The organism is Rhizobium sp. BR 315, from assembly GCF_050577975.1.
Lineage (GTDB): Bacteria > Pseudomonadota > Alphaproteobacteria > Rhizobiales > Rhizobiaceae > Rhizobium > Rhizobium miluonense.
The window spans coordinates 352817-373099 of sequence record NZ_JARWKZ010000002.1; the positions used below are offsets into that span (position 1 = coordinate 352817).

Below are 20283 nucleotides of genomic sequence, written 5' to 3' on the forward strand. Positions count from 1 at the left end.
TGCCTGGGTATGACGGCTCAGCCTGCAATGCGTTCGATCATATGCGCAATAGCCGCGCGATAGCGATCTGCATCGCCGCCGGCATCGACGGCGAGGGCGGCACGATCGAATGCGGCTGAAAGAATATCGGCGAGCGCTTCGATGGCCGTGTCTGGCCCGCGGCCATGGCTGAGCGCTGCTGCCAGCCCGTGCTTCAGGCTGAGTGTGGTGGTTTCCTCGTCCAGCTGCTTCATTTCGAGGAAACCCAGTACGGTCGGTCCTTCGATGAGCAGAAGCCGGGTGCGGCCGACGATCCGCATGGCATCGAGATAGGCGTTGCTCCCGGCCACCAGCGCTTCGAGCGGCGTAAATTGCTCCGGTATCGCTTGTTCGATGGCCCGCGTCACCGCAAGGGCTTCGTCTCTGACGACGGCGCGAAAGAGCGCGCGCTTGTCCTCGAAATGGTGATAGAGCGCCCCGCGCGTAATGCCGGCCGCGGCGACGATCTCCGGCGTCGAGGTCTCGGCATAACCTTTGTCCACAAACAACGCCCGCGCAGCCGCGATGAGTGCGGCTTTGGTCTTTTCGGTTCTGTCCCGATTGGAGCGATAGTCTTGCATGCATGCAGCCTGTATGTTATTTCGAAAAATACAGACAGACTGTATGTTGTTTTGAGGGAGAAGTGAAGCATGAAGGTGACGAGCTATTATCCGGTCATCATGACGGAACGCGTGAAAGAGACCGCAGCCTTCTACATCGGGCATTTCGGCTTTCAGGAAAACTTCGCGAGCGACTGGTACGTGCATCTGCAATCGGCTGAGGACAGCGGCATCAATCTCGCCATTCTGGACGGCCGGCACGAGACGATCCCTGAACAGGGGCGGGGCAAGGTGGCTGGGCTATTGCTCAATTTCGAGGTGGACGATGTCGATGCCGTCCATGACCGTCTGCGAGAAGCCGGTCTGCCCATTCTGCTTGCCATTCGCGACGAGGCTTTCGGTCAGCGACATTTCATTACCGCCGATCCAAACGGCGTGCTGATCGACATCATCAAGCCGATTCCGCCGAGCGCGGAATTCGCAGCCCTTTATGCCGACGACGCCTTGCCGAAGGACCGGTAAGCTATTGAGCGGCAATCGATAAAATCCACCGATACAACTGTATCTTTCATTAACTAGGTCACTTCACCCATCTTTTGGTTTTCTATGCGAAAAGCCGGATGAAAGAGAGGTGACCCATGCAAGAACTTCAGGTTTCATCGAAAATCATCAAATCCGTCTTCTTCAGCTCGGACGACGGACGGCTTTACATCCGCTTCAAGAACGGCGAGGAGCGCCAGTTCACCGGCGTACCGCAGAAGGCAGCGCTGGCCATGGTCAAGGCGTCTTCGCCCGGTCAGCACTATATCGAACACATCCGCACTCAGTTCGAACGCGTCGCGTAAGGTGCGAGGTTAAAAGCTCCCAACCCGATGCGGGAGAGGGCCTGCTCGTTTGCCGTCGACCGCGGACCCGATGGGCGAGATGAGCTTTGTAAGTCAATGCATTGATAACAGCCGAGTTGCGCTATCTATATCAATCTGAACCATCTTTCTGGGAGGACGATGCGTGGTTGATGAAAAGCAGCTTATCTCGAAGATCACCTGGCGGCTCATGCCGTTCCTGGGGATCCTTTATCTAATTGCCTATATCGACCGCCAGAATGTCAGCTACGCGAAGCTGGAAATGGTCGGCGATCTTGGCATGAGCGAATATGCCTATGGTCTTGGCGCTTCGCTGTTCTTCATCGGCTATTTCATCTTCGAAGTGCCGAGCAACCTGCTTCTCGACAGGTTCGGCGCCAGCAAATGGTTCGCGCGTATTCTCGTGTCCTGGGGGATCGTCACTGTCGCGCTCGCCTATACGCAGAATGCGACGATGTTCTATATCCTGCGCTTCCTGCTCGGCGCTTGCGAGGCGGGCTTCTTTCCGGGCGTACTCTATCTGCTGACCCTCTGGTATCCTTCTGCCTATCGCGGCACCATGGTCGGCCTTTTCATGATCTTCAGTGCCTTCGCCAATGCGATCGGTGCGCCGCTTGGAGGCGCCCTCCTGGATCTGAATGGCCTTTACGGCATGGCAGGATGGCAATGGGTCTTCCTCGTCACCGGCGGGCCAGCGATCATTGCCGGCATTGTCACGCTGCTCTATCTGCCCGATCTGCCATCGAAGGCGACCTTCCTCAGCGATATGGAAAAGACCTGGATCAAAGACCGGCTCGCCGCAGAAAATTCGAGCATGGAGCAGAATGCTTCCGATGGCTTCCGCGCCTTGATCAATCCGCGCGTGCTGCTGATGGCGCTTTGCTATATCGGCTTTCCGCTGGCCGCCTACGGGCTCAGCTATTGGCTGCCGACCATCGTCAAGAATTTCGGCGTCAGCAACACCACGAATGGCTTCCTGAACATCATTCCCTGGCTGCTCGTCGCCGTTGCGCTCTACGCTGTACCAGCGGCGGCGGATAAGGCGACTTCCAAGACGCCGTTCATCGTCATCCCCGCCCTTCTCGGCGCCGTGTGCCTTGTTCTGTCCGCCATCATCCCCGACCATACCTTGCAGTTTGCCTTCCTGTGCATTGCAGCCGCCGGCATCTTCGCAGGCCAGCCGGTCTTCTGGAGCCTGCCCTCGCGCTTCCTCCAGGGTGCCGGGGCGGCGGCCGGTCTCGCCGCCATCAATTCCGTCGGCAATCTCGGTGGCTTCATCGCCCAGAACGTCGTTCCATGGATCAAGGATTCGACCGGTAGCACGATCGCGCCGATGTTTTTCCTGGCCGCATGCCTCCTGGCGGCGGCTCTTTTGGTTCTCGTGGTCGGGCGCATGGTGCCGAGCGCGCCGGTGGCGGCGGATCCCGGCCCCTCGGGTGCTGCACGCGTGAAATGATCGTGGCTGGGTGCCAGGTCACGAAAAGTGATGAGACCGCCGTGCGCGTGGCGGAGAAGGATCGCGAGGAATGTCTTGTGCTGCTGCACGGCTGGCGGCGGAGCGCGAGCGATCTCTCCTCGAGCCGACAGGCGGCATCGGCGGCACTGATGTCTTTGTGAACCAACTTATCGGCGCCGAAAGATCTTGCTTCGGCGCCGCCGTCGGCGGTCATTCAACTCCGGGTGCTGCTTTGCTCGTGTTCGACTGGGGTGATCTAACGCCCGGCTCATCCACGTTTCGCTCCAGTCCGCGAATGTGGGCACCAAGCAAGTTTACCGCCCGGTTGATGTCGCGCCGTCGAAGCGCGCTGACGATCTGCCGGTGAGCATAGCTGGAATCCGGTTGCAGGTCCGTGGAGCGGGCTGCCGAGAAGATGATGCGGGAATTTGCAAGTTGGAGGTCGTCCAACATGGACAGCAGTCTCGGCATTTTGCAGGGCGCAACCAGCGATCTGTGAAAGGTGCGATTTGCCTTTTCCCATTCGGTCATGGTTTTCGCCTGCTCTCCCTCGGCGAGTGCCTGCTCGATTTTTTCATAGCTCGCCGCATTCAACCGGGGGGCCGCCAGCCTGAGGGCCAGCGTTTCCAGGGCGGCGCGGATTTCTACGATCTCCCGGATCGATGCGGGGTCCAGCGGAGCAACCCGCATGCCTCGGCGCGGTTCGCTCGTCGCCAAGCCTTGGGCGCGCAAGAGCTGGAGAGCTTCGCGAGCCGGGACGTGGCTCGCCTCGAATTCCTCGGCGATCCGATCTTGGCGGAGAGGGGTTCCGGGAAGGAGTTCGCCCGAGACGATACGTTCTCCGATGACGTGGGCAATGCGTTCTGCGACCGTTTCTGCCATGCCTCTATCCTAGATAATCTATGATAATACCGCTTGATCTCAATTGCGAGATGCCAATAACCTCGAAGGTGGCAGCATAATTATAGATTATCTATTATTCAAGTGCCTGATGGAGGTGCTGCCTTGGACCATCGCGCCAGGAGAGTGCCATGCAGAACGCTGAAGCAACCCTAGGGACCACCGAGCATACCGAACGCGAAAAATGGACGTCTGAAGCAGCTCGCGATCTTTACGAGCTGCCATTCAACGATCTGCTGTTTCGCGCGCATAGCGTCCATCGGGAGAATTTCGATCCCAATCTCGTTCAGCTCAGCAAGTTGCTCAACATCAAGACGGGCGGCTGTCCCGAGGATTGCGGCTATTGCAGCCAGTCCGCCTTTCACAACTCCAATGTGAAGGCCACGAAGCTCATGGATACCGCAACGGTGATCGCCGAGGCTCAAAAGGCAAAACAGGAGGGCGCGACCCGCTATTGCATGGGGGCCGCCTGGAGCAGCCCCAAGCCGCGCGACGAAGCGGCGATCGTCTCGATGATCGAGGGCGTGAAGGCTCTCGGTCTGGAAACCTGCATGACGCTCGGAATGCTGTCGGACCAGCAGTCCCGCACCTTCGCCGAGGCAGGGCTAGACTACTACAATCACAATATCGATACGTCCGAACGGTTCTACCCTGAGGTTATCACCACCCGGACGTTCGACGACCGGCTGGAGACGCTCGCCCATGTACGGCAGGCGGGGATCAAGGTCTGCAGCGGCGGCATTTTGGGATTGGGCGAAGAGGTAGGCGACCGGATCGACATGCTGCTCACCCTGGCAAATCTGCCGACGCCGCCGGAAAGCGTGCCGATCAATATGTTGATCCCGATGCCCGGATCCAAGATGGCTAAGGCTGCTCCCGTCGATGTTATCGACTTCGTTCGCATCATTGCTCTCGCCCGGCTGATGATGCCGCAATCCCATGTCCGTCTTACCGCGGGACGGGCGTCCATGAGCGACGAGATGCAGGCGCTTTGTTTCTTTGCCGGTGCCAACTCGATCTTCATCGGCGATACGCTCCTGACAGCCGCCAACCCTGGCGAAGATCGCGACAGCAGCCTGCTGCGCCGCCTGCGTCTGACGCCGGCGACGTTGGAGATGCGCGAATGAGCGCCGGTCTGCTCGATCTTTACGATGCGAAACTGCAAAAGCTTCGGCAGAGGGGGCGCCAGCGGGAGCTAAGCCGGGACATCGGATCGGACTTCACGTCCAACGACTATCTCGGCCTGGCCTCATCGCCTCGCATGCGGGCGGCCGTAATCGCCGCTCTCGAGCGTGGCGTGCCGGTCGGTGCCGGGGGCTCGCGCCTGCTGCGCGGTAATCATGCCGAGCACGAGGCGCTTGAGGAGGAAGCCGCTGCTTTTTTCGGCTGCGAGCGAATGCTCTATTTCGGCAGCGGTTACGCCGCCAATCTCGCAGTTCTTTCGACCTTGCCTCAGCGCGGCGATCTGATCGTGCATGATGCCCTGGTCCATGCGAGCGCCCATGACGGGATCGGGGCGGGAAGGGCGGCCGCCGTTTCGGTCGTGCATAATGATGCCGACGCCGTCGAGGATGCCATCCGTTCCTGGCGCAGGAGCGGCGGCAGGGGTGTGCCCTGGATCGTCGCCGAGAGCCTCTACTCGATGGATGGAGACCGTGCGCCGTTGTCCGATTTGGTCGAGATCGCAGATCGCAACGAAGGCTTCCTCTATATCGACGAGGCGCATGGAACCGGAGTTCATGGCCGAGCCGGGCGGGGTTACGCTGCCGATCTTGAAGGTAGGGACAATGTCATCGTCCTGCATACCTGCGGAAAGGCTCTGGGATCTGCTGGGGCATTGATCGGAGCAAGCCGTACGATTTGCGACTATCTCGTCAATCGGGCTCGCTCTTTCATCTATGCGACGGCGCCATCGCCATTACAGGCGGCGAGCGTCCGTGAGGCTCTGGCTATCCTTGCGGACGAGCCGGAACGGCGCGAAACGCTGCATGATCTCGTCGCATTCGCCAACAGCCAATTTGCCGAGCGTCTGGGTCTGGCCGGAACCGGCACGCAGATCCTCCCCGTCATTATCGGTGAAAACGGTCGGACGATGTTTGTCGCCGAACGCATGCGCGCCAGCGGCTTCGATATCCGCGCGATCCGGCCGCCCACCGTTCCGGTAGGTACCGCACGCCTGCGCATCACAATCACGATCAACGTCGATAGGCCGACGATCGCAGCCATGGTCGACCGGCTGGCAGAACTCCTGACGACGGAGGCTCCATGAAAAACTGTCTCATCGTAACCGGAACCGATACCGGCATTGGCAAGACGGTGTTCTCGGCTGCGCTCGTTAACGCCCTCGGCGCCTGCTACTGGAAGCCGGTGCAATCGGGTCTGGAGGACGGGACCGATAGCGAAACGGTTGCCATGCTCGGGCAGGTCCCCCAGGATCGCATTCTGACCGAGGCATGGCGCCTGCGAACGCCGGTCTCACCGCATCTGTCGGCGCAAATCGACGGGGTTGCGATAGATCCCGACATGCTGACGCCACCGCCGACGTCATCGCCTCTGGTGATCGAGGGAGCCGGAGGGCTGCTCGTGCCTCTGACCTCGGAATGCACCTTCGCCGATATATTCGCGCGCTGGCGCCGTCCGGTCATTCTTTGCGCACGCACCGAACTCGGCACGATCAATCATACATTGCTCTCGCTCGAGGCGATGCGTCGGCGCGAGATACCCGTTCTCGGCGTCGCCTTCATCGGCGACGACCGCCCCGACACGATGAAGATCATCAAGGAAATGGGCGGCGCTCCGATCCTCGGTCGTCTGCCGCATCTCGATCCTTTGACCCCTGCCGCCTTGCGCGCCGCCTTCGCCGATCACTTCGATCTTGCCGTTTTCCGCGAGGTCTTGGCATGACGACTTGCCGCACTTCCTCGCCGATTTGGCATCCCTTTACGCAGCATCAGCTTGATCCGGTGTTCAAGAAGATCGTCCGGACCGAGGGGGCCTATCTGTTCGATCAGGATGGTCGCTCGGTCCTCGACGCCATCTCCTCATGGTGGGTCACCACCCACGGGCATCGCCATCCTGTTATTACGCAGGCAATAGCGAGAGCGCTCGAGCAGCTCGACCAGATTATCTTCGCGGAATACAGCCATGAGGCGGCGGAGACGCTGGCCAAGGGGCTGATCGAGCTCGCACCACCAGGATTGTCGCACGTCTTCTTCTCAGACAGCGGATCCACGGCGGTAGAAGTCGCACTGAAAATGGCCCTCGGCCTGTTTCACAATCGTGGCATCCCACGCTCGCGGATCGTCGTCATGGAACATAGCTATCACGGCGATACGATCGGTACGATGTCGATCGGCGCCCGAGGTGTGTTCAATGCCGCCTATGACCCCTTGCTGTTCGACGTCGCAAGTATTCCCTTTCCAACGCCCGGCCGGGAGCAGGAAACCCTCGATGCACTCGAAGCATGCTGCCGGAACGGAGACGTTGCCGCCTTTATCGTCGAGCCGCTCGTGCTCGGCGCCGGCGGAATGAAGATGTATCCAGCTCATCTGCTGAAGGAGTTTCGGCGGATCGCCACACGCCACGGGACCCTGCTGATCGCCGACGAGGTTATGACGGGCTGGGGCCGGACCGGGACGCTATTCGCCTGCGAACGGTCTGGCATCACGCCGGACATCCTGTGTCTGTCCAAGGGGATAACCGGGGGTGCGCTGCCGCTGGCGGTGACGCTCTGCACACCGGAGATCTTCGAGGCTCATCTGTCCGAAGACCGAAGCCGCATGTTCTTTCACTCCAGTTCATATACGGCCAACCCGATCGCTTGTGCGGCGGCAGTGGCCAATCTTGAAATCTGGCGTGATGAACCGGTCTTATCGCGGATCGAGAGTATCGAAGCCATCCACCGCGACTGGCTCTCCGACTTCCGGTCCGATCCGCGTTTTGCTGCAGTCCGGCAGCAGGGCACGATCGCAGCACTTGATCTCGCCGTTCAAACAAAGGGCTATCTCTCGGAAGTAGGTCCGAAATTGCGCGCCTTTTTCCGCGAAAGGGATCTTCTCATCCGTCCTCTCGGCAACGTCATCTATCTGATGCCGCCTTATTGCGTGACGGCACATGATCTGCGGCGGGCCTACGAGGCCATTGATAAGGCGGCCGATTTCATCGGTGCGGCCGCGTCATGAGCACTGTCACGAGCAGGATCGCAGGCCTCGGTCACTATGTCCCCGAGCGTCGCATCGACAATATCGAAATCGAGACGTGGCTGGGCCTGGAGGCGGGTTGGATCGAACAAAGAACCGGCATACGCAAGCGACATTGGGCGGCACCCGGTGAAACCTTGACCGATATGGCCGCGCATGCCGGATTCATGGCGCTCGATCACGCGGGTATTGATCGTACGGCGGTCGCATTGACGCTGCTGGCGACGTCCACGCCCGACCATCTGCTGCCGCCTTCAGCACCTCTGCTTGCGCACAAGCTGGGTCTTTCCGCCTCGGGCGCCATCGACCTCGCTGGCGCCTGTTCCGGCTTCCTTTATGCGTTGACGCTGGCGGATGGCTTCGTGAGAACCCAGAGGAGGCCGGTCCTCGTGGTCGCCGCCAACATCCTGAGCCGACGCATCAACATGAAGGAGCGAGCAAGCGCCGTGGTCTTCGCGGATGCCGCGGGCGCAGTGGTTCTGGTTCCTTCGGTCGATCCGCGATCGGGTGTTGTCGGCGTCGATCTCGTGTCGGAAGGCGCGGGCTACGATCTCATTTCCATTCCTGCCGGCGGCAGCGCCTACCCCTTTCACGCCGGCATGGACCCGGATCTCTTAACCATGACCATGCGGGACGGAAAGGCTGTTTTTATGAAGGCGGTTCACATGATGAGCCAATCCGCAGGCCGGGCCTTAGCGCAGGCCGGAAGCTCACCGGAAAGCATCAACCGCTTCATACCGCACCAGGCGAACATCCGTATCATCGACGCCGTCTGCGAGCAGCTGACAATCCCAATCGAACGGGCGGTCAGTACGATCGGCGATTTTGGAAACTCTTCGGCCGCAACGATCCCGCTCTCCCTGTCGCTGGAAAATCACAAGCAGCCCTTCGCTCCAGGTGAGCAGTTGCTTTTTGCCGCCGCAGGTGCGGGAATGACGGGGGGAGCAATTGTCTTTCGAATGGGTGAGGCGCCATGAAATGCGGTGGCCTGCGCCAGCTAATCGTGACCGAAAACAAACAATTGCGAGACGACCCAAAAATGAAAGTCTCCGTGCTGGGTGCGACGGGGTATCTGCTGAGGTCGTTTTTCTGATCCCAGCGAAAAATATTTCGATTGGAATGTCGATCGAGACCATAGCCGTTCGTCATCGACGTCCCTTCTTTGAAGGAGCAGAAACCTAAACAGGCAAATTGAGGAGCTTAAGATGAAATACATGGCCTTGATCTACTTTGCACCCGATGCATCGCCGGAATTCGGCCCATTGATGGCGGCTTATCAGGCAGCAAACGAGCGCTTCGCCAAGGATGGCGTTCTGGTTGCGGGCGATGCCCTCGAAGCCGCCTCGACGGCAACGACGGTGAGCGTCCGCGACGGCCGCATAGAGACCTTGGACGGTCCGTTCGCCGAGTCCAAAGAACAGCTTGGCGGCTTCTACATCTTCGATTGTGCTAATCTCGATGAAGCGATCCGCTATGCCGCAATGATCCCCACTGCGACCTATGGCCGCGTCGAAGTACGTCCCATTCGGAACTATGCGAACAAGCTCTGATGGTCAATGCGCCAGCAGCCGTCCAAACGGCCAACGAGATCGACAGGCTCATCCGTACCGACGGTGGCCGGTTGATGGCGTGCTTAATTGCAAGGCTCAGGGATTTCCAACTCGCCGAGGACTGTCTTCAAGATGCGCTGGAATCGGCCTTGATCCACTGGGGTCGCCATGGTCTACCGCGCTCGCCCGAGGCATGGCTGATGCGCACGGCGCAACGCAAGGCAATAGACCGTATCCGCAGGGCCGCCAATTTCCGCTCAAAGTCGGACGAACTGGCGGCGCTGATCGCACTCGACAGCGAAGCCGCCGAGCCGCCGGAAGAAACGGCGATTCCCGACGAGCGGCTTCGCCTCATCTTCACCTGCTGCCATCCGGCGCTTGACCGTAAAGCCAGCGTGGCGCTGACGTTACGCTCCATCTCGGGCCTGACGACCGAGGAAATCGCCCGCGCCTTCGTCGTCAGCACTGACGCGATGGCGCAGCGCCTGGTGCGCGCGCGTCACAAGATTTCCAAGGCGGGCATTCCCTATTCCGTTGCGGGACCTGAAAGCTGGAGCGAGCGGCTCGACGCCGTCCTCGCAGTCATCTACCTCACCTTCAATGAAGGCTACGCCGCATCGTCCGATCGGCATGTAAGGGTCGACCTCTGCGACGAGGCGATCCGGCTTTGCCGCATCCTTCTGACACTCTGCCCGCATGAAGCCGAGATCGAGGGGTTGCTTGCCCTCATGCTTCTCCACCACTCCCGCGCGGCGACCCGCCTGGGCGATCTCGGCGAGATTATCCCTCTCGAATGTCAGGATCGGACTGCCTGGAACCGGACCATGATTGCGGAGGGCACATCGCTTCTCGAAAGGGCGCTCAGGCGCGGGAGACCAGGTGTTTATCAGCTTCAGGCGGCGGTCGCGGCCGTGCATGCGGAAGCGCCCTCGTTTCAGGAAACCGACTGGCGTGAGATCGCGCTGATCTACGATGCCTTGATTACGGTCAAGCCGAACCCGGTGTTCGAGCTGAACCGCATCGTTGCCTTGTCCTATGCCGATGGTCCGGCAATCGCACTCGACCGGTTGGCCGCCATCGCCGGCCTGCTTGCCGAATATCAGCCCTATCACGCAGTCAGGGCCGATATCCTCGCCCGGCTCGGCAAGGACGATCTCGCACGCATGGCCTATGAGAAAGCCATAGAGCTTTCAGGCACGGAGGCCGAACGGAACTTTCTTGGCGAGCGGATGGGACGATTGGCGTGATGCCGATCCATGGATCAGGCGGATTGTCGCTCGTTGCCATTTCAGGATCCACCCTTGTCGCAAAACTTCTGCGGCCTAACAGTCTATGCCGGGATTGCCATGCACATTTTCGCGTGAGCCAGCCCAGGCTATGAATACATGGCCTGGGCTGGCGATGGTTGCTTGCATTGTCTGTTGTCCAGCCAAACCCCTCGGCTTCAATCGTCAGCGAAGCGTGCGGATGCGAACTCGTTGAAGCTGTTGACGAGCGCATGCTCATGTGGGCCGACATTCGACCTGAAAGCCTTTGCGCCCTCGACCAAGATCTCGTCGGCGTCCGTGCCAAGCACGGCCATCGTTTCTTCGATGAACTGATCCAGCGGCATCGCCTCTGCCGCTTCCCGGCTGTTCATCAGGTCCGTGCGCACCCAGGGCGGAGCGATCTCAAGCACCCGCACGCCGGAATTCCTCAGCAGAAACCGCTGTGACAGCGCATAGGAATGGAGCGCCGCCTTTGTCGCGGAATAGACCGCCGTGACCGCCATGGGGACGAAACCGAGCACCGAGCTGGTATAGGCGACGACGGCGTCTTCCTTGCCTTTCAAATGCTCGATCAGGGCTGACGTCATGCGGATCGGGCCGACAAGATTGGTGATGACGGTATCGATCGTCAGCTTGTCGTCGATCTGACTGGCGGCCTGATCCGGCAACATGATGCCGGCATTGTTGATAAGGACATTGAGATCAGGATGTTCCGCGATCAGCTGAGAGGCCACCGCATTGATGCTGGCAGGATCGGTGATGTCGAGTTTGATCGCTGCCATGCCGGGGTTGGCGGCGACGACTGCTTCGAGGTTGGCACGGCGGCGGCCGGAAATGATGACCTTGTTGCCGCGCTTGTGCAGCGCTTCGGCGAGCCCACGCCCGATGCCCGAGCCGCCGCCGGTTATAAAAATAGTGTTGCCAGAGAGTTTCATGGCTTTTCTCCTTGAAGAGGTGAAGTGAGATGATCAGTAAGGGAACTTGTCGCCGAACATCGGCAGGCCGCTGAGGGACTGGGCCTCGGTCGCCTCGTCCTGAAGCACATCCCAGTGTTCGGCGAGTTTGCCGCCTTCGATGCGCACGACGTCGGCAGCAATCCAGGCGGCGGGCCGGCCATTGCCGATGTAGCGCCCGTGCGTGATCACATAATCGCCTTCGGCGACGATGAACTGGTTTTCGTATCGCAACGTGTCGGGGAGGGTGCGGACCAGATTGAACAGACCATTGCGGCCGGGCGCGATATGGGCGCTATGCTGGATGTAGCTATCCGACCAATAGCGTTCGGCGGCGCCATAGTCGCGCTTGTTGAACAGCAGATCGAAGGCTTCGAGAACGAGCGCCTTGTTTTGCTCCGGTGTTGTCTTGGACATGATGAAAAACCTCACTTTGGTGTCGTGTGAGGTAAAGATCATCTATGCGTGCTTCCGGCGGTAGCTGTCGGATTCCGCTAATTTCTATGCATGGAACGCATTAATCGCTAGAGCGGTTCAGTTTTTCACGGAATCTGAGAACAGCTCTAACTTATTGTTTTTAATTAATTCCGGACGGAAAACCGCTGCGCACTTTTCCTGGGATTGCGCGAGAGAGTGGCGCCATCGTCGCAGCCCGCCAAGACACGTTCCGCCAATAGGCGGCGATCACATCGATCCATTGTTTGATCTGCGCCGGAATTCGACGGCAAGGTGATCAATGGCTGCCCGTGCTGCGGCGCGTGTTGCCCGTCCCATCGGGAAATAAGCGTGGACGGGTATGCCGGCCAACGTCCAATTGGCAAGCAGGCGCACCAGGCTACCGTCCGCGAGTTCGCGGCGGCACGCCCAGCCGCTCGTCGATGTTATCCCGAAGCCCGCCACGGTGGCTGCTATGGCGCCCTCGTTCTCGTCCGTCGAAAAGTGCGGTTCCAGCTTGATTGCCGATTCCTGGCCATTCCGCTCAAATCGCCAGGCGGTGGGAACGGCAGCAGCCGTGCCGCCGACGATATGGTGCCGGACGAGGTCATCGGGTGTCTCGGGCATGCCATGGCGCGCGAGATAACCGGGAGATGCGACGATGACGCGAGGGATGGTCGCGATCAGCCTGGCGGTTGCCGTCGAGTCGGGCAGCCGGCCAAGCCGTATGGCGACGTCCACCGCATCCTTGATCAGATCCTGACGCTTGTCGCCGAGTTGCATTTCGATGTGCAGCTGTGGGTGTCGTTCGGCGAAGGAGGCAAGGTTGGGAATGACATCGTGAATGCCAAAGCTGGTCGGCGTGCTGATCCTGAGCAATCCACGCAATTCTCCGCCTTCGCGCACACTTTGCTCGGCGTCGTCCAAAGCGAGGAGGATGGATTCTATCCGGGCCAGAAATTCCGCACCGGCTTCGGTCGGCACGACGGCCCGCGTCGTGCGTGTCAATAGCCGCACGCCAAGCTCGGCCTCAAGATCCGCAACGATCCGCGATGCCTGAGGCTGCGACAGGCCGCACTCCCGTGCAGCAGCCGAGAAACTGCCGAGGCGGGCTACGCGCGTATAAAGACGCAAGGCGAAATTATCCTTGATCAAATAGAGCTTACTCCAGCGTCGGCGTCTCGGGTTAGGCCGACGAAAGCTATTCGCCTATCGGAGGTTTGAACAGGGGGGAGCATCGAGAGCTCTCGCAGTGAGCGCGCCCGCTCATAATCCCAAATCGGCAAGTGCCTTGCGCATGATATCGGCGTCGGCATCGATGCCGGCCCAGTAGCGGATGGCGATGATGCCCTGGTTGATCAGCATTCCAAGGCCGTCGGCCGTACTGCATCCCAGTGCCTGCGCCTGTTTGAGGAACGGCGTCAGCGATGGGTTCGGGATACCGTCGGCAACCACCATGTCGGCGCGCAGGCTGCTGAACTCGATTTCCGGCACGGCGTCGACATCCGGAAACAGGCCGATCGACGTGGCGTTGATGAGGATGTCCGTACCTTCCGGTATGTGATAGTGGCCCACCCAGGGCTCGTAGCGTCCGATCGCAGGCGTCTGTTCGTCGATGACGGCGGCGACCTCCTCTCCGCGTTGGGGGCTGCGGTTGACGACCGTAATTTCGGCAGCCCCGGCCAGCGCCATCTCAACGCCGACGGCCCTGGCTGCGCCACCGGCTCCTAGCAGCACGACACGCTTGCCCGCCGGATCGATGATTTCGCGCAGCGCCGCGACAAAACCCTTTCCGTCGGTATTCTCGCCGATCAACCGACCGTCGCGGCGAACGACAGTGTTGACTGCGCCAATAATGCGGGCGGATTCACCCAGCCCGTCCAAATGCTCGATCACCGCCACCTTGTGAGGAAGCGAGCAATTGAAGCCTATCCAGCCCATGGCGCGGGCGCCACGCACGGCATCTGCCAGGGCTTCGGGAGCGACCTCGCAATTGATGTAGCGCCAGTCGAGACCGTGATGGCGATAAGCTGCCCCGATCATGGCGACCGTCGGGTTTTCGGCAGCGGGCATCGCGAAGGAACCGGTGAGCGGCGAAAGAAAATTGTGAACCATGGAGAGCTCCCAAACGATCAGGCGGCGAGAGTGCCGTTGCGCCAGGCGGTGCGCAGGTGATTGCCGACACGCAGAGCCTGCGCGCAGATGGTGAGTGCCGGGTTGAGCGCGGCGGAGGACGGGAAGAAGGACGCGTCGATCACGTAAAGATTCTGGTGGTCATGCGCTCGGCAGAGGGAATTCAGAGCCGACTGCGCCGGATCCGCACCCATGCGCACCGTGCCGCATTGATGGGACGGTGCCTCGATGCCGAAGGAGTGGCGCAGCACGACCGGGAAAATTCGCCGCAGCCGGGAACGGACATGCTCCACGAAGCGATCATGCGCCGGCCCGTCTCCAGGGTGATAAGCAATTTCGACCCGACCATCAGGCAGAAGGCGGACACGGCTTTCGGCACGCGGCAGGTCCTCGGACATGCACAGCCAGTCGACGCTATGCCGTCCGAGGAGATTGGCAAGCGGGCGCGGCACCCAAGGGTAGGCGGAGCGGATCATCGGCCCTTTGATGTTGCCGAGCATTTGAATGTTGCCGCGCGCAGCGCTGTCGTTGGGCAGCCCATGATAGAAATCGTTGGCGGACAAGGTCTTTGGAAATTTCGTGTCGTTCACGCGAAACGGCATCAGCCCCATCAGCCCGGTCAGATGATGGTTCATCAAATAGCGGCCAACGACGCCCGAGCGGTTGGCAAGTCCGTTCGGATTGGAGGCGTCAGATGAGCGCAGCAGGAGAAGGGCGGAGTTGATCGCACCGGCGCTGAGGACGAACAGCGGCGCTTCGACGCGCTCAAGCTGGCCGTCACGCAATACTTCGGCCGCGGCTATGCGCCCATCCGCTTCGGGGAGGAGCCGCATCACCTGCGCTTCCGTCCACAGCGTGATGTTGTGATGGTTCAGGGCAGGCCGGATCAGCCGCGTTTCGCCATCACCCTTTGCGCCATAGCGACAGGGGAAGGCATCGCAGGTTCCGCAGCGGCGACAGCTGCCGCCGGGGCCGAAGTCGACTGCAGACGGCATGAAGAAGGGGCGAAGGCCCTGCGCGCGCAATCTTTCCGCCATATGGGCAATGATCGGTTCATGGGGAATGGCCGCATGGGGATAGGGGTTTGAACGAACGGCCTCCGTTGGATCCTCTCCCGCCTGCCCACGCACACCGAACAGGCGCTCCGCCTCGTCATAGTAAGGTTCGAGATCGGCATAGGAGACAGGCCAGGCCGGGGATATGCCGCCCTCGTGCCGTGCCTCGCGAAAATCGCTTTCCCGGAACCGGAACATGGCGGTTCCGTAGAATTTCGTGTGTCCGCCGACATAGTAATATTGGCCCGGGCGGTAGCGGCGGCCGGTCTCGTCCTGATATTCTTCCTTGGTCCGGTAGCGCGCCTGGGTGAAAACCGCTTCGGCGTCGGCATTCTCCGGTTCGTTGGGCAGGAAATCGCCGCGTTCGAGGATGAGGATCCGTGCTCCGGTCCCCGCCAGCTGGCGTGCGATCGTGCCACCGCCAACACCCGATCCGATGATCACTACATCCGGTCTAATTGCCGCGTCCATCTGCTCCTCCTGCTGCCTGGCATGATCAGACTACGGATGGCAATGGATTGCGCCATTCCCTTCAGCCGCAAGAATTTGTATGATAGCCGCATTCTATTGGGATCTATGCGGAGTAATGCGCCAATGCAGCCATGGTTCGAAACGGTTGCCATTCCCGCTGATCGGTCCTGGCTCCTGTTCGATCGGCAATTGCCCGACTTCCCGTTCAACTGGCACTACCATCCGGAATTCGAGCTGACGCTGACGGTCGATAGCAGCGGCGTGCGCTTCGTCGGCGACCACGTGGAGCGCTACGGCGATGGCGATCTCGTTCTGCTCGGGCCGAACCTGCCCCATGCATGGCAGTCCGAGTCACTCGTGGGAGAGGCGCGGCTGCACCGGGCGATCGTGTGCTGGTTCACCCGCGAATGGATCGAGGGCTTGATGGCGTTGATGCCGGAATATCGCGGCCTTGCTTCCTTGGCTGCTGCGGCCGGACGCGGACTGGAGTTCGATGCGGCGACGGTCGCGCGTCTGCGCCCGCGTATGCTGGCGCTCGGCGGGTTCCCGCCGGCGCGGCAAGTACTGGAATTGCAGGGGATATTGTTGGATCTCGCGGCAGTTTCAGGGAGGTCGCTGGCTTCGGGGGAGGTTTCCGTCAGCGAGACGCCGCGCGACCGGGAGCGGATGCGCCGGGTACTCACCTGGCTGCACGCGCATTATCGTGAACCGCTGCGGCTCGCCCCGCTCTGCGTCATCGCGCATCTGACGGACAGCCAATTGCAGCGGGTGTTCAAGCGCAGCACTCGCATGTCGATCAGCCAATATGTGATGCAGTTGCGCATCGGCCGGGCCTGCCAAATGCTGATGCAAACCGATATGCCCATGAGCCATATCGCCAGCGAATGCGGCTTTTCCGATACGGCGCATTTCGCCCATCAGTTTCGCGCCGCCAAAGGCCTGCCGCCGACGCGCTATCGGCAAAGCTTCAAATCATCGGCAGCGAGCGCTTGAGCGGCCGGGCATCGCTTATTTCGGGCTATTGATATGACGCCGGAAGAGCGCTCGGCAGCTCTTACGCCCTTGGCTGCCGCGCTGGGCGTCCGTCCGCTGGAACTCGATACGCAGGGGAAGAAAGGACCGCCTCTCCGGGCGCGGCTGGCGAGAGCTTTCCTCGTCATACTTTTGATCCTCGGCGGCGTTTTCGGCTACTGGGTCTGGTACGTGACCAGCGCCGGCTCGCAGTTCACTTCGCCCGGCATGGACCTCAACAACGTGATGCCGGCTCCTCTCAACCGCTGGGGTTGTGATCAGCTGAAGAAGCGTTTCGGCGATCAAAGTGCGCCCTTCGGATGCGCCGCTTCCGACTACACCAGCTGGAAGTGAAGCCGAAACGAGATGGATCGACTTTTGCTTGGCGCGGGTCCCCCGGGGGAGCTCGCGTCAACTTCGACTAGATCCCCGGCGACAATAGCTTCGGCCTCCATTCTCCATGAGAGCGCGAACGGTGATGACGGGTGGGTTGTTGCAAGGTTGCGGCGCTACTTCTATGTTCGGGTAATTGTCGTCCCAACCACTAGAGATGATGAGCGTTGATCCTCTGATCTTGAATGCGTGGCTTTCAGCGCGGTCGATCGCGCGGGGCCTTGCTCCACCTCTGCCTGAATATGGCGGCTTCCGCATCGATACCAACAGCGATGTCGAAGTGAGCCGCTGGATTTTTCCGAAACTGGGACCGGGCCTCAAGGAACTCGTCCGTTCTATCGATGACCCGCGCTATTTCGTGAAGCTTTGTGGTGAGGCCGGCGAATTGCGATCGGCGCTTCCGGACTTTTGGACGCTGCATGCGCCTTGCTACTTCATGCGAGCCAACGGCGTGCATCCGAAGCGACCATTGGCTCAAGGATATGAGATCGATATCCGGCGTGTCGGGTCTGCGGTGGAGGTACGCGTTTTCTCGGATACGGGCTTGCTGGCGGCCAGCGGATATGGGGCCGAGACGGAGGATGTTTTTGTCTACGACCGGATAGCGACCGACCCGGCGCATCGCCGGAAAGGCTTGGGAAATGCTGTCATGACAGCGCTCCAGGGAGCGAAAGCATCACCAACCGTGCCGGAACTGCTGGTCGCGACGGAAGACGGGCGCGCGCTTTATACCACATTGGGGTGGAAAACCATCTCACCCTATTCGACCGCATCCATCCCGGTCCCGTAACGTCGGCCTATGATGTGTTCTGGCCAGCGTCACAAAAATCCAGCCAATCGGCAAGATCGGCGTGTTCCGACGCACCCCTGTCAGGCAGGCCCGGATGCTCTTGACCGATCACGCGTTAACGGCATCGCACAAACGCTGGCATGCCTCGACGAGGTTGTCTTGCTCCAACAGCGCGCCGCCAACCAAATACATGATATCGTTGCCATAGGTCTCACGCATCTCGGCGACCCGGTTCAATGTCATGCCGCCGCCTGGGGCGGGGACAATGGTCTTCACGCCGCCAAGTTCGACCGAGCAAGCGTCAGCGATCGACACACACTCCTCGCGCGTAAAGCCGAACCGGCCACCGAAATTCGGATAGATGACCGCATCTGCCCCCATCAGCCGGTGCAGAGTTCCGAAGAACGTACGATGGCTAAATCCGCAGTCGGGCGAGACGACGTTCGCGCCGGAAAAGGCCGGATGCGAGACGATGGGCAGGGTGAAATCCGGATCTGCGGCAAGGGTGCGGATGACATCGTAGCCGGCAAGCGCCGGAGCGATCATGATGCCGCCAGCGCCCGCTTCCTGAGCCTGCTTTGCTCGCTCGATAATGGCATTGGCGGGACCTGTCACATTGGGCACGAAGCCGGTTTTGGCGCCGCTCCTGGCGTTCGCCTCGCCGACGGCCTCGACACACGCCTTCAGCCGCTCGTCGAATGGCGATGTCTTCTGATCGACCAGGCCATGATCGTCCTTGACGTAATGCATACCGCCAAGCGCGAAATCATGGGCAAGGCGGGCAAGCTCTTTCGTCGAAAGGCCGACCGGCTTGATCGCCGACATCAGCAATGGACTTTCGCCAATTCCGGCGCGCGCTCGAAGACCGGCGATGCCATGCCGTGGCCCTTTGCAAAGATCGAGGATGCCGGGCGAAAGGCCGATATCCTCCACCTTCAAACCTGGTTTGATGGAGCTGTTACCGAACACGATATTGAGAAATTGCAGGAAATCGCCGCCGATGTCGTCTTCCGAATACGAGATGGTTGCAAGGAAGCCCTGCCGGCTGTTCGGGTCCGTTTCCAGGGATTCCAGCCGGCCGAGAATTTCCTCCTCGACGTAGCCTTTCGGCACGACATGGCGTGGGATTTCGACAGTCTGCTCGAGCGCGATATCAAGCGCACGGCTCTTCGCCTCCGCCGCGTCGGCAGCGCGGATGAAATAGGTGACGGTAAAGCGCGGAGCCATCAAAGCGCCTCGGCCTTCTGCGCCGAATGAACGTGATCGAGACGCACCTCTGCCAGTTCATTGTCGCCGATGGAAAGCGGCTTGCCGAGGAGCTGCTCGATGGCGCCAACAAGGGCACCGGCGTCAAGCCCGTACTTCTTCATCAGATATGGCTTGGAGGCACCATGCGCAAAGGTGTCGTTGAGGCCAAGCCGCTTCAGCCTAATGCCGAGGCCCTCCTCGGCGAGGATTTCCGCCACCAGCGAGCCGAGACCGCCGACGATCGTGTGGTTCTCCAGGGTGACGATGCCCTTCTTGCCGCGCGCGGCCTTGAGCAGGCCGTCGCGATCGAAGGGCTTCAAAGTCGAGGCGTGCAGGTGATGAACGCCGATCCCCCGCGCGGTCAGCGGCCCACTCGCGCGCAATGCTTCTTCTGTACAAACACCCGAACTGACGACGAGAATGTCGTCGCCTTCAGATAGCGTACGCAGCCTGTTGAATTCGAAAGGTGTCGAGAAGAGGCGCGGTACCTCGCCGCGCAGGACGCGGACGTAGACGGGGCCATCGATGGCGTCCGCAACCTCGAGGACCGTTTCGACTTCCGTTGCATCGCCGGTTTCAAGCACGGTCATGTTCGGCACCGCACGCATCACGGCGATATCTTCGATTGCCTGGTGGGTAATGCCGCCTGGTGTCGTAATGCCAGGCAGGAAGCCCATGAGCCGCACCTTGCGATTGGAGTAGGCGATCGAATTGATCAGCTGATCATAAGGGCGGCGATAGAGAAACACCGAGAACGTGTGGAGGAACGGGCGATAGCCCTGCATTGCAAGGCCGCCGGCAAAGGAAAGCATGTTCTGCTCGGCCATGCCGAGCGTAAGAAACTGTTCCGGATGCCGATCCCGAAAGCCGTCGACCTCGCAGGAGGAGGTAAGATCTGCCGAAAGGCAGAGAACCTCGGGCCGCGCAACGGCAAAAGCCTCGAACGCCTTGGCATAGGGACGGTTGACGATCTCGACCAT

The 20283-nt window shown here is 60.5% G+C and carries 22 protein-coding genes; 13 read left to right on the plus strand and 9 right to left on the minus strand.

From position 1 onward, the window contains the following. Positions 1–17 precede the first annotated feature (17 nt). Positions 18–599, minus strand: coding sequence for a TetR/AcrR family transcriptional regulator (locus tag QD409_RS04120; protein WP_092847239.1), 582 nt, complete (start codon positions 597–599; stop codon positions 18–20). Between the two features lie 69 nt (positions 600–668). Here QD409_RS04120 and QD409_RS04125 point away from each other — a divergent pair, with 69 nt between their 5' ends. The 3 genes from QD409_RS04125 to QD409_RS04135 all read left to right on the plus strand — a co-directional run bounded on the left by QD409_RS04125 (position 669) and on the right by QD409_RS04135 (position 2897). Continuing rightward, positions 669–1100: a VOC family protein gene (locus QD409_RS04125; RefSeq protein ID WP_092847237.1), complete on the plus strand. Its 432-nt coding sequence runs from the start codon at positions 669–671 to the stop codon at positions 1098–1100. Between the two features lie 116 nt (positions 1101–1216). Beyond that, complete coding sequence (locus QD409_RS04130; RefSeq protein ID WP_092847235.1) at positions 1217–1423, plus strand: KTSC domain-containing protein; 207 nt, start codon at positions 1217–1219, stop codon at positions 1421–1423. A gap of 163 nt (positions 1424–1586) precedes the next feature. Beyond that, entirely contained in the window at positions 1587–2897 is a 1311-nt protein-coding gene (locus tag QD409_RS04135) for an MFS transporter (protein WP_430761900.1), read from the plus strand. 210 nt (positions 2898–3107) lie between these two features. Here the strand turns inward: QD409_RS04135 and QD409_RS04140 are convergent, their stop codons facing one another. After that, entirely contained in the window at positions 3108–3779 is a 672-nt protein-coding gene (locus tag QD409_RS04140) for a GntR family transcriptional regulator (RefSeq protein WP_092847231.1), read from the minus strand. A 149-nt stretch (positions 3780–3928) separates the two neighbouring features. Between QD409_RS04140 and bioB the strand changes: the two genes are divergently transcribed. The 7 genes from bioB to QD409_RS04175 all read left to right on the plus strand — a co-directional run bounded on the left by bioB (position 3929) and on the right by QD409_RS04175 (position 10793). Continuing rightward, positions 3929–4924, plus strand: a complete 996-nt coding sequence (bioB, locus tag QD409_RS04145; RefSeq protein ID WP_092847223.1) for a biotin synthase BioB — start codon at positions 3929–3931, stop codon at positions 4922–4924. Next, a complete protein-coding gene (locus QD409_RS04150) occupies positions 4921–6066 on the plus strand; it encodes an 8-amino-7-oxononanoate synthase (protein WP_092847218.1) in 1146 nt (381 codons plus the stop codon). The genes bioB and QD409_RS04150 overlap by 4 nt, the downstream gene beginning before the upstream one ends. After that, on the plus strand, positions 6063–6701 hold the full coding sequence (gene bioD / locus QD409_RS04155; protein ID WP_092847213.1) for a dethiobiotin synthase: 639 nt from the start codon (positions 6063–6065) through the stop codon (positions 6699–6701). The genes QD409_RS04150 and bioD overlap by 4 nt, the downstream gene beginning before the upstream one ends. After that, on the plus strand, positions 6698–7978 hold the full coding sequence (locus QD409_RS04160; RefSeq protein WP_092847210.1) for an adenosylmethionine--8-amino-7-oxononanoate transaminase: 1281 nt from the start codon (positions 6698–6700) through the stop codon (positions 7976–7978). The genes bioD and QD409_RS04160 overlap by 4 nt, the downstream gene beginning before the upstream one ends. Beyond that, positions 7975–8973 carry a beta-ketoacyl-ACP synthase III gene (locus QD409_RS04165; RefSeq protein WP_092847205.1) on the plus strand — a complete coding sequence of 333 codons (999 nt, stop codon included), beginning with the start codon at positions 7975–7977 and terminating at the stop codon, positions 8971–8973. Before QD409_RS04160 ends, QD409_RS04165 begins: the two co-directional genes overlap by 4 nt. A 228-nt stretch (positions 8974–9201) precedes the next feature. Beyond that, on the plus strand, positions 9202–9546 hold the full coding sequence (locus QD409_RS04170) for a YciI family protein (RefSeq protein ID WP_092847200.1): 345 nt from the start codon (positions 9202–9204) through the stop codon (positions 9544–9546). Beyond that, entirely contained in the window at positions 9546–10793 is a 1248-nt protein-coding gene (locus QD409_RS04175; protein ID WP_092847194.1) for an RNA polymerase sigma factor, read from the plus strand. Before QD409_RS04170 ends, QD409_RS04175 begins: the two co-directional genes overlap by 1 nt. A 197-nt stretch (positions 10794–10990) precedes the next feature. On the opposite strand, the gene QD409_RS04180 is transcribed toward QD409_RS04175, so the two are convergent. From QD409_RS04180 to QD409_RS04200, 5 genes are all read right to left on the minus strand, one after another. After that, positions 10991–11749, minus strand: coding sequence for an SDR family oxidoreductase (locus tag QD409_RS04180; protein WP_092847192.1), 759 nt, complete (start codon positions 11747–11749; stop codon positions 10991–10993). Positions 11750–11782: 33 nt separating this feature from the next. Further along, a complete protein-coding gene (locus tag QD409_RS04185; protein ID WP_092847440.1) occupies positions 11783–12184 on the minus strand; it encodes a nuclear transport factor 2 family protein in 402 nt (133 codons plus the stop codon). A gap of 267 nt (positions 12185–12451) precedes the next feature. Continuing rightward, on the minus strand, positions 12452–13357 hold the full coding sequence (locus tag QD409_RS04190) for a LysR family transcriptional regulator (protein WP_208858642.1): 906 nt from the start codon (positions 13355–13357) through the stop codon (positions 12452–12454). A 111-nt stretch (positions 13358–13468) separates the two neighbouring features. Continuing rightward, the gene (aroE, locus tag QD409_RS04195; protein ID WP_092847189.1) at positions 13469–14317 is read right to left on the minus strand and encodes a shikimate dehydrogenase; all 849 of its coding nucleotides are present in this window, start codon (positions 14315–14317) and stop codon (positions 13469–13471) included. A gap of 17 nt (positions 14318–14334) precedes the next feature. Further along, on the minus strand, positions 14335–15861 hold the full coding sequence (locus QD409_RS04200; RefSeq protein WP_092847186.1) for a GMC oxidoreductase: 1527 nt from the start codon (positions 15859–15861) through the stop codon (positions 14335–14337). Positions 15862–15984: 123 nt separating this feature from the next. Here QD409_RS04200 and QD409_RS04205 point away from each other — a divergent pair, with 123 nt between their 5' ends. The 3 genes from QD409_RS04205 to QD409_RS04215 all read left to right on the plus strand — a co-directional run bounded on the left by QD409_RS04205 (position 15985) and on the right by QD409_RS04215 (position 18055). Continuing rightward, on the plus strand, positions 15985–16854 hold the full coding sequence (locus tag QD409_RS04205) for a helix-turn-helix domain-containing protein (RefSeq protein WP_092847184.1): 870 nt from the start codon (positions 15985–15987) through the stop codon (positions 16852–16854). Positions 16855–16887: 33 nt separating this feature from the next. Next, a complete protein-coding gene (locus QD409_RS04210) occupies positions 16888–17226 on the plus strand; it encodes a hypothetical protein (RefSeq protein ID WP_245297988.1) in 339 nt (112 codons plus the stop codon). Positions 17227–17425: 199 nt separating this feature from the next. Beyond that, complete coding sequence (locus tag QD409_RS04215; RefSeq protein ID WP_092847182.1) at positions 17426–18055, plus strand: GNAT family N-acetyltransferase; 630 nt, start codon at positions 17426–17428, stop codon at positions 18053–18055. A 108-nt stretch (positions 18056–18163) separates the two neighbouring features. Here QD409_RS04215 and QD409_RS04220 read toward each other — a convergent pair whose 3' ends face one another. Both QD409_RS04220 and QD409_RS04225 read right to left on the minus strand, forming a co-directional pair. Beyond that, positions 18164–19282 carry a RuBisCO large subunit C-terminal-like domain-containing protein gene (locus tag QD409_RS04220; RefSeq protein WP_092847180.1) on the minus strand — a complete coding sequence of 373 codons (1119 nt, stop codon included), beginning with the start codon at positions 19280–19282 and terminating at the stop codon, positions 18164–18166. After that, positions 19282–20283: a transketolase family protein gene (locus tag QD409_RS04225; protein WP_092847178.1), complete on the minus strand. Its 1002-nt coding sequence runs from the start codon at positions 20281–20283 to the stop codon at positions 19282–19284. The genes QD409_RS04220 and QD409_RS04225 overlap by 1 nt, the downstream gene beginning before the upstream one ends.